Source organism: Streptomyces sp. NPDC005728 (assembly GCF_040630895.1).
Taxonomy (GTDB): Bacteria; Actinomycetota; Actinomycetes; order Streptomycetales; family Streptomycetaceae; genus Streptomyces.
Window position 1 is genome coordinate 1 of sequence record NZ_JBEXYL010000195.1, and the last position, 7,559, is coordinate 7,559.

General features: G+C 67.1%; 5 protein-coding genes and 1 pseudogene. 1 reads left to right on the plus strand and 5 read right to left on the minus strand.

Going from position 1 to position 7,559, the window contains the following annotated elements; genetic code table 11:
* Window positions 1-1,817 precede the first annotated feature (1,817 nt).
* The 3 genes and pseudogenes from ABZ471_RS46725 to ABZ471_RS46735 all read right to left on the minus strand — a co-directional run bounded on the left by ABZ471_RS46725 (window position 1,818) and on the right by ABZ471_RS46735 (window position 4,845).
* A complete protein-coding gene (locus ABZ471_RS46725; protein ID WP_359075249.1) occupies window positions 1,818-2,621 on the minus strand; it encodes a hypothetical protein in 804 nt (267 codons plus the stop codon).
* 402 nt (window positions 2,622-3,023) lie between these two features.
* A pseudogene (locus ABZ471_RS46730) lies at window positions 3,024-3,266 on the minus strand (MFS transporter); the annotation flags it as partial.
* Window positions 3,267-3,765: 499 nt separating this feature from the next.
* Window positions 3,766-4,845, minus strand: coding sequence for an IS110 family transposase (locus ABZ471_RS46735; protein ID WP_359075252.1), 1,080 nt, complete (start codon window positions 4,843-4,845; stop codon window positions 3,766-3,768).
* Window positions 4,846-5,361: 516 nt separating this feature from the next.
* On the opposite strand from ABZ471_RS46735, the gene ABZ471_RS46740 reads away from it, so the two are divergent.
* Entirely contained in the window at window positions 5,362-6,561 is a 1,200-nt protein-coding gene (locus ABZ471_RS46740; protein WP_359075253.1) for an IS110 family transposase, read from the plus strand.
* Between the two features lie 103 nt (window positions 6,562-6,664).
* Here ABZ471_RS46740 and ABZ471_RS46745 read toward each other — a convergent pair whose 3' ends face one another.
* Both ABZ471_RS46745 and ABZ471_RS46750 read right to left on the minus strand, forming a co-directional pair.
* Window positions 6,665-7,063, minus strand: a complete 399-nt coding sequence (locus tag ABZ471_RS46745; RefSeq protein ID WP_359075250.1) for a hypothetical protein — start codon at window positions 7,061-7,063, stop codon at window positions 6,665-6,667.
* A partial coding sequence (locus ABZ471_RS46750) for a transposase (RefSeq protein ID WP_359075251.1) occupies window positions 7,060-7,559 on the minus strand: 500 nt, incomplete at its 5' end. The genes ABZ471_RS46745 and ABZ471_RS46750, both read right to left, overlap by 4 nt.

Sequence of the window (7,559 nt, forward strand, 5' to 3'; positions counted from 1 at the left end):
GGTGTACCACCGGGTGACCGGGCGGACTTTCACGTCCTCCAACATCCAGGTGCTGCGGGTCCGCGACGGCCTGATCGTCAGCAGCCGGGACTATCACGATCACCTGGCCCTCATCGCGGCCGGCGGCCAGCTGCCGCAGCTGGTGGCAGCACTCGAAGACAAGTAGGGCGCAGGCAGGGTCTGGGCGCGCGTCGGCCTCTTCTCCTCGCCGCTGCGGCGGGCGGTCCTCAGGTGATGGCTTCCTTTGACCGCAGTGAGGCTGAGCGGACTACGGAGTATGGGTGTGCCGACCTCGACCAGGGCTGTCTGCCTGATGACCCATGAGTCGTCGCTTGGCGGCGGCTTGCCGCCGCGCTTCCTCGCCTCACATGCTGCGGAAAGTGGGTCAGGACATATCTCGTGAAGGCGCTGCACGCGGACATCACTGTCGTGAGTTGGCCCGGAGCTATTACGACGTAATAGCCAGTCCCCATCAGTGGCGGCATGTTCGGCAGCCGCCCGGAGCGAAGCCGGAGCGCAGTGAGAGGCCGTGGGGGACTCGACGAGCATGCAGTCCTTGGAGCGTCTGCCAGTAGGAGTTGGTGCGCTCGAATCATGGTGCACCGGGTGGTAGTCATAGCCGGTGTCGGGCTCAGCCGGAGGGTTCAGGCAGTTCGACGGGGACCCAGTGGGAGGACCGGCGGCGCTGACACTGCCGCCGGCAGTACTGTTTGTTGATGACTTCCGCGCCGAAGTCCTTCGGTTTGCGACGCGGGGCACTCTCCTGGCCGGGGAACTCGTTGGCCAGGCCCCGGTAGCCTTCGCGGACCTCGGCTTGCGCGCCTGGGTGGAGACGGGCCTTTTCAGCGTCGGCATGTCCTCGCCGGGAGCCGCGGCACCGTCGCCGGCTGGCACTCCGCATCGCCGCCCTACCCCGTCTCCATCGTGGGGGAACTCGTCAGCCAGAGCGATCCTGCGGGCGTGGCTTGTAGGCGGTGGGGGAGGAGGCGCTATTACGTCGTCATAGCGCCAAGGCAAGTAGACGTTGGCCAGCGCCCGCAGAACGAGCGGATCACACTGGCAGCCATCGCTCCCCGGGGCCCTGCGCGCTTGACCTTGTCATGCAAGGTGGGCTCCGCCTGGGCATGAGGGATGCACGCGAAGCTATTACGACGTAATAGGAGCGTCCGCCAGTGGGCTCCGCCGTGTGGCAAGAAGCAGCGCGCGTGATGCTCGATCCAACCGGCTGTGGGGCGCCGTGTGCGCCTCGCCAGGATCTTCTTAGCGCGAACAGCTTTCTCTTCAAAGGGGTCTTGTTCGGCTCGATGACCGCGGCTGTGGCCTGCCTGACAGACGCGTTCACGATCGACGCGAGCAAGAGGAAGCGGAGTGTCCACCGGCAGGTCATCGGTTGCGTGACGTGCGAGGCCATGTGTCCCAGCGGTAGTGAGTCCAGGCCCGTCGGACGAGGCGTGGAGCCATCCGTGCGTCGGTGTTCCGGGCGGCGACGATGTCGTGAACGAGGTGGTAGTCGTAGCCGGCATCCAGGCCCAGCCTCGGACGCTCCGGCATTCAGCCACCTACTGGACCGGCCGGATGCTCCAACCCGCCGACGTCAACTTCGGAGCCAGTGGCGGATCGGTGCCGGGGGAGTGGCTGCTATTACGGCGTAATAGCTTCTGGCGGTCCGGTGCCCGTCAGCAAGTCGGTGTCGGTGATCAGAGACCGGTTAGGGCGGAAGAGGCCCTCATCCCCCAGACCTGGTGCGGTCGAGGGAACGGACCGCACATGCGAGGGTTCTGCACCTGGGGGAGATGACCCGGGTGCAGAACGCCTTGTCACTGATGGAAGAGCGCGGCTGCCGCCGCATAGGCGAGTTGCGCGTCCTCGGAGATCGCGACGGCGCGAGCAGTGGTGCGTTCTGCTCGCCTGAGTTCCCGGACCGCCGCTTGGACATAGGTGCTGAGGCTGAGCTTCTGTACCGGGGTCTCGCAGTGGGGGAGTACCTCAGCGACTTCGTCCAGCCAATACGCGACCTCGTCATCCTCGACCAGTTCGGCTCGATGCTCAAGAAGCCGTCTCGCCACTGGCACGAGCAACTCATGTCTTCGCGAGGCCTCCTCCTGGGCGCGGCGTACGGCGGCCGCACGCGCGGCGATCTGTCGTTCCGCTTCAAGGACGGCTTCTGGGGTGCGACGTACCTGCTGCGCTTCATGGGAAGCACTTCTGAGTACGGATGCCCGAAGCCTCGCTGCCTTGTTGTACGCGGCACTTGGTGTTCCCACGGCAAGTGGGTCCACGAGGTCGGACCAGGCGGCGTTCGCTGCCCGGGCGTCTTCGACGGCCCTTGCTTGGTGGAGGTCGGCCTGCTCGCGGAGGTACTCCCACAACAGCACGCGTTTGAGAGCCGCGGCGCGCCGCGCCTGCTCGTCCTTCAGAGCTCCGGCGTGCGATTCGAAGTAGAGCAGTGCGGTGAACAACTCACCGTCGTCCGGGAGGCGATCGACGCTGGGATCCTCGGCGTCCTCATGGAGCTTTCGCAGCTCTCCGATCACTGCGGCGGAGTCCACGCTGCCGATCGAAATTGGCTTCTTGACCAGCGGTTTTGTGGGCGTGGTGGGCTTGTGGGCGCGACGTGCCATGAGTACGAGTCTGCCTGATTCACATTCTGTGAATCCAGTCCTTCCTCGGCGGATCGACCACTGTCCGTCAAGTCCGGCCTGCTCAGCGGGTGATCGCCGCCGACACGGCGCTCCGCGACGAGCCGCCCCGGGCCGTCCTCACCGCCCAGCGGGCAGACGAAGAGGTGGCGGCAGCACCTGAGCTGATGGAGTCACGGGACGCAGTCGGCGCCAAAGTGCAATGTGCCCCGCCGCGGCCCCCCGGTCAGGGCGTAGGCCGTCGCGCTCATCTCCGAGCTGCACGCGGAGAGGTGGCCCGCTCATTGGAGGATGAGGGCGGTGCGGCCCGATCGCGGTGGCGGGCCGTGGCGCCCCGTCAAGTGCGCCTCGCGCCGGCCCCGGCTCAGAGAGATGCGTTGCCACGCGCCGGGGGAGCAGCATGGGGCTGCCAGCAGGAGCATGCCGGACCAGGCCGATGGCCGTACTCGGGCCGAGCAGGCTGCCCAGCACGCCCCAGACGGCCGTAAGGAGCGCGGTCGAGGCCTTGGGTGTCACCGCCCAGGCGGTCAAGGTGCGGGCGACCCGGTCGCGGTGCGTCGCAGGCGGTAGGTGGTGTAGGCGGGGGTTGAAAACCCCGCAGCAGAAGATGAGCCCGAGCTCGACGCCACCCCACCAGCAGCAGCCCTTCGGTGCCCGGCGGGGAGTGCCGGTCGGGACGGTGTAAAGGCTTGGCGCCGTACCAGAGCCTCAGCTGGCTGCGAACGCTTCGAGCCTGAGGTCCTGTCAGATCTTCGTGACTCAGTCCGGATCAGGTGTCCATCTTGCTCAAGGTCAGCACAGCCCTGCCTTCCGGGCGGCGCCGAGGTCGGCGACATCGATTCCCGTCCAGCCCATCAGCGGCTCGAACAACAGTGAGCGGACTCGAGCGCGGAGCTGGTGGCCGCCGACGGTCGTCCGGACGCTCTCAGCCTTGTCCGCCTCTGGGAAAGGCTGAGAGCGTATCGGCGGCGCAAGCGGACCGCCGCCGATCGTCGATCTACGCCGGCTGCATGGCGGGGTGATCCAGGCTCAAACGGGCTCAGTTGACGACAGGGCCGACATAGGTGCCGGGGTGAGTGGCGGCATCCTGCCGTAGGACGCTGCCCCCCGAGGCTGCCATATCGAGTCAAGCTGCTTGAGGGAGATCTTCAGCGGTGACTTGGGCTGCGGGCTGGTCTCCTCGTTCGAGGAGCTTGAAGACGTGTCGGCAGATTGCGCGCTTGAGGCAGCGTTGGGCGTCCCGCGCGGTCTTCCCCTCGCTGATTCGCCGGGCAACGTAGGCACGGGTAGCGGGGTCAAGGCGTATGCGGATCAAGGTGATCGTGTGGAGTGCTCGGTTGAGCTGCCGGTCGCCGCTGCGGTTGATCCGGTGCCGGTTGGTCAGCCCTGATGACGCGGGGATTGGAGCGACGCCGGCGAAGGCCGCAAACGCTGCCTCCGACCGGAAGCGCCCGACATGCGACCAGCTGATCAGGATCTGAGCTGCACTGATGGGACCAATCCCTTGCAGGGCCAGGAGCTCGGGGGCGACGGTACGGACCAGAGCGAGGAGTTCCAGTTCGAGCTCCTTCCCTTCAGCGCGCAGGGCTTCGATCCGCTGAGCGGCGCTTCTCAGCGCGCGAACGGTCATGCGGTGTTCGATGTTCTGGGCCGGGCGGTCGCGCAACCTTGCGCAGTGAGCTACCTGTTCCTTGCTCTTCATGCCTCGGAGTTCGACGCGGACCTCGTCGGGCGCCGAGACGATCAGCGCTTTGAGCAGGTTGATTGCAGCCGTGGAGGCCAGGACGGCGCTCTGCCGGGTGGTGAGAAGGACGCGAAGTGCTTCGCGTTCACCGCGGCGTCGTGGGTGGATGAGGTGTTCGGTCGCCAGGGCCTCCCTGGCTGCGCGGACGGCGTCCAGCATGTCTGTTTTGCGTCCGCCCCGGACCGCAGGGCGCTTGGGCCGGCACACCTCGACGACGTTTTCTCCGCTCGCGTCGAGGAAGGCAGTAAGCCCGGCGCCGTATGAGCCTGTCCCCTCCAGCGCCCAGCAGCGACGGCCGGGAACGTGCTGGCGGGCGAAGTCCAGCAGCAGATGGTATCCACGGGCGTTGGCTGGCGAATCTGTGCTGGCCAGGACGGCACCGATAGGACTGACGGCCGCTGCAGCAAGAGTGTCCCGGTGCGTGTCGACGCCGATGACGCCGTCGACCTGTTCTGCGAGCATGGTCACGCGGTTGTTCTCCTTCAAGGGCTGGACGACCGTGGTCGACGCCGGCCTGGGTGGAGTCACCGCGTGGCAGAACTGTGATGAGTCACGTCGAGAATGGCGGACAAGCTGCTGATCAAGCCAACGGGGTGGGCCAGGCCGACGTCGACGTCCGGCAGACATCTCGGGGGCACGGCAAACTCTGACGAGCCGCCAGTTACCGTTCTGGGTCATGCCGGAACGTCAACGCCAGCCTGGCAGCAACCCAACCCGGGCCGCAGGTCGACTATCACAGTTACCTTTTTCGCGGCTCCGCAATGGGGTCTGCGGCCTTCGGGCCCGGCATGACTTCCCCCTCCTGTTGTTGATGATCTGGGGGGTGGTGTCACCGGGTCCGGAGGCATCGACGGACCGCTGATGAGGGGCTTGAGCACCGGCTTCAACCCGAGCCGGAAGAGCTCTCCGTAACGTGGATGTGGCAGCTCGGTGCCCTGGCACGGCCGGACGAAAGCGTGATGGAGGGGCCTGCACGTGATCGACACCGGCGACATCGACGTCTTCCTCGGCCTGGACGTCGGCAAGGGCGAACACCATGCCACCGCCGTCACCCCGACCGGCAAGAAGGTGTTCGACAAGCGCCTGCCCAATAGCGAACCCAAGCTCCGCGAACTGTTCGCGAAACTCCAGGCCAAGCACGGGACGGTGCTGGTCGTGGTCGATCAGCCGGCTTCGATCGGGGCTCTTCCCCTGGCGGTCGCGCGGGACATGGGCTGCCCGGTCGCCTACCTGCCCGGCCTGACGATGCGGAGGATCGCCGACCTCTACCCGGGCGAGGCGAAGACCGACGCGAGGGACGCGTTCATCATCGCGGATGCGGCCCGCGCAATGCCCCACACGCTGCGGGCGATCGACGGCGAGGACGAGACGATCGCCGAGCTGGAGATGATCGTCGGCTTCTACGACGACCTGGCCGGCGAGGCCACCAGGGTCGCCAACCGGCTGCACGGCCTACTGACCCAGATCCATCCCTCGCTGGAACGGGTCCTGGGACCGCGGTTGCAGCACCCGGCCGTCCTCACGCTGCTGGAACGGTACGGGTCCCCGGCACAGATACGCAAGGCAGGCCGTCGGCGGCTGGTCACGCTGCTGCGGCCGAAGGCCCCGCGGATGGCCGAGCGGCTGGCTGAGGAAATCTTCGACGCGTTGGACGAGCAGACCGTGACCGTTCCGGGGACCGACGCGGCCGCACTGATCGTCCCGAGCCTGGCCGGATCACTGGCGGCCGTCCTTGACCAACGCAAGCTGCTGGCCGGGCGGATCGAGGAACTCCTGGACGCCCACCCTTTTTCGAAGGTCCTGACGTCGACGCCGGGAGTCGGCGTCAGGACCGGAGCCAGGATCCTGATCGAGGTCGGCGACGGCAGCACCTTCCCGACCGCCGGCCACCTCGCCGCCTACGCAGGTCTCGCCCCGGCGACCCGGAGCTCGGGCTCCTCGATCCGCGGCGAACAGCCCTCCCGGAGGGGAAACAAACAGCTTAAACGGGCTTTCTTCCTCTCCGCGTTCGCCGCTCTGGGCGACCCGGCATCGCGGGCCTACTACGACAGGAAGATCGCCCAAGGGAAGCACCACACCCAGGCCCTGCTCTGCCTCGCCAGACGCCGGGCCGACGTCCTCTTCGCGATGCTCCGCGACGGAACCTTCTACGAGCCCCAACCAGCTGCGGCCAGGTGAGGAGCCCAGACTGCTCGATCAGTCCTCCGGCCGAAGCAGCCAGCTGAGGGCTTGTTCGCCGTTACATCAATCATGTGAATGAAGTTGCTGGTGTCAGTGGACGTTAAGTCCGTTTCTGGTAGCGGCCTCGTCCGGGTTGAGTGAGGAAGCCTTGTCGGGCGAGGCGTCCGAGGCGGCTGCGGGTGACGTTGACGGTCGCCTCGTCGGTGGGCATGCCGAGGAGTTCGTGCAGCTCGCGGGCTCGGAATGCCCGGTCGGGGTGCTGGTTGAAGGCGTTCACGATGGCCTGGTAGGCGGTGTTCGTCTCGGGTGGATCGGGCTCGGTCCCGGGCGGGATGCGTTCGGCGATGATCTTCCGGGTGGTGGCCAGGTCTGCGAGTCGCGCTTCGGTCTCGGCCAGGGCGGCAGTCAAGTGGTCGATCTGGTCGCGTAGTTCACCGGCCCGGGCCGTGGTTTCGTCGTGCTGGTCCTGGAGGTCTGCCAGGAGCTCGCTGATGTTCACGCGGCCAGCCCGAGGGTGTCGCGCCAGGTGGGGGCGGGTGTGGTGAGGCGGCGGGCCATGTTCGCGATGGAAGCCCAGTAGACGCGCGAGGCGGAGGTGTCGGGGCGGTGGTCGTACTCGCGGGCGAGGCGGCGGTGCAGCATCAACGTGCCGTTGACCTGCTCCACGATCCACCTCTTCGGTTGCGGGACGAAGCCTTTGCCCTGGTCTGCGGGGTTGCGGCGGACGACCTCGACGTCGATGTCCAGCAGGGCGCCGTGGATGAGAACCTCGTCCTTGAAGCCCTGGTCCACCAGGGCCTTGTCCAGACGCATCCCGCACCGCTCGGCAGCCTGATCGAGCAGGGCGGTGCCGGCGGCGTTGTCATGGGCGGAGGCGGCCAGCACCACGACGCCGATGATCAGGCCCAGCACGTCGACGGCCAGCCCCCGCTTGCGCCCCGACACCTTCTTGTTGGCATCCAGTCCCGTCGTGGTCTTCGGGACACCGGCAGCCG